We start from the raw sequence: 1,284 nt of genomic DNA, 5'->3' as shown, positions 1-1,284 counted from the left end.
CCAAAAAAAGAGGAAATACCCATGGCAAAGGCCAAGTTTGAACGTAACAAGCCACACGTCAACGTCGGTACAATCGGACACGTTGACCATGGTAAAACAACCCTTACCGCTGCAATCGCAACCGTAGCTGCAATCACCTCTGGTGGCGAAGCCAAAGACTATGCGTCTATTGACTCAGCACCAGAAGAAAAAGCACGTGGTATCACAATCAACACCTCACACGTAGAATATGACACAGACAGCCGTCACTATGCTCACGTAGATTGCCCAGGTCACGCCGATTATGTTAAAAACATGATCACTGGTGCTGCCCAGATGGACGGCGCAATCCTAGTCGTATCTGCAACTGACGGCCCTATGCCACAGACTCGTGAGCACATCTTGCTTTCACGTCAGGTTGGCGTACCGTACATCATCGTATTCATGAACAAATGTGACATGGTTGATGACGAAGAATTGTTAGAACTAGTAGAAATGGAAGTTCGTGAATTATTGAACGACTATGACTTCCCAGGCGATGACACTCCTATCGTTAAAGGTTCTGCTACTGAAGCCCTAAAAGGCTCACAAGAAAAATACGGCCAACCAGCTGTTGTAGAACTACTAAACGTACTAGACACCTACATCCCAGAGCCAGAGCGTGACATCGACAAAGCATTCCTAATGCCAATCGAAGACGTATTCTCAATCTCAGGTCGTGGTACCGTAGTAACAGGCCGTGTTGAATCTGGTATCGTTAAAGTTGGCGACGAGATCGAAATCGTTGGTATCCGTGACACTCAAAAAACCACCTGTACTGGTGTAGAGATGTTCCGTAAACTGCTTGACGAAGGTCGTGCAGGCGAAAACTGTGGCGTACTACTACGTGGTACTAAGCGTGAAGACGTACAACGTGGCCAAGTACTAGCTAAGCCAGGTTCAATCACGCCTCACACCAAGTTTGACGCTGAAGTATATGTATTGTCAAAAGAAGAGGGTGGTCGTCACACACCATTCCTAAACGGCTATCGTCCACAGTTCTACTTCCGTACTACTGACGTAACTGGCGCAATCCAATTACAAGACGGTACTGAAATGGTAATGCCTGGTGATAACGTTGAGATGGGCGTAGAGCTTATCCACCCAATCGCTATGGACAAAGGTCTTCGCTTCGCAATTCGTGAAGGCGGCCGTACTGTAGGCGCTGGTGTTGTTGCTAACGTATTGAACTAAGACTTAAGACTCAGCAATGAGCTTATGAATTAGTCATAAAAAAGGCCATCCTATCTAGGGTGGCCTTTTTTT

Annotated in this window: 1 protein-coding gene; it reads left to right on the top strand. The window is 46.7% G+C overall.

The window, feature by feature from the left end; genetic code table 11:
- Positions 1-21 precede the first annotated feature (21 nt).
- Positions 22-1,212, top strand: a complete 1,191-nt coding sequence (gene tuf, locus I3254_RS00750; protein WP_114701991.1) for an elongation factor Tu — start codon at positions 22-24, stop codon at positions 1,210-1,212.
- The last annotated feature ends 72 nt before the right edge of the window (positions 1,213-1,284 follow it).

Origin of the sequence: Psychrobacter sp. Ps2 (genome assembly GCF_022129405.1) — a bacterium.
Taxonomy (GTDB): Bacteria; Pseudomonadota; Gammaproteobacteria; order Pseudomonadales; family Moraxellaceae; genus Psychrobacter.
This window is presented reverse-complemented; position numbering and strand designations above follow the sequence as displayed.

Bases quoted from the DNA above. Each gene is read 5' to 3' on its own strand.
- tuf (WP_114701991.1), top strand. From the start codon at position 22: ATGGCAAAGGCCAAGTTTGAACGTAACAAGCCACACGTCAACGTCGGT.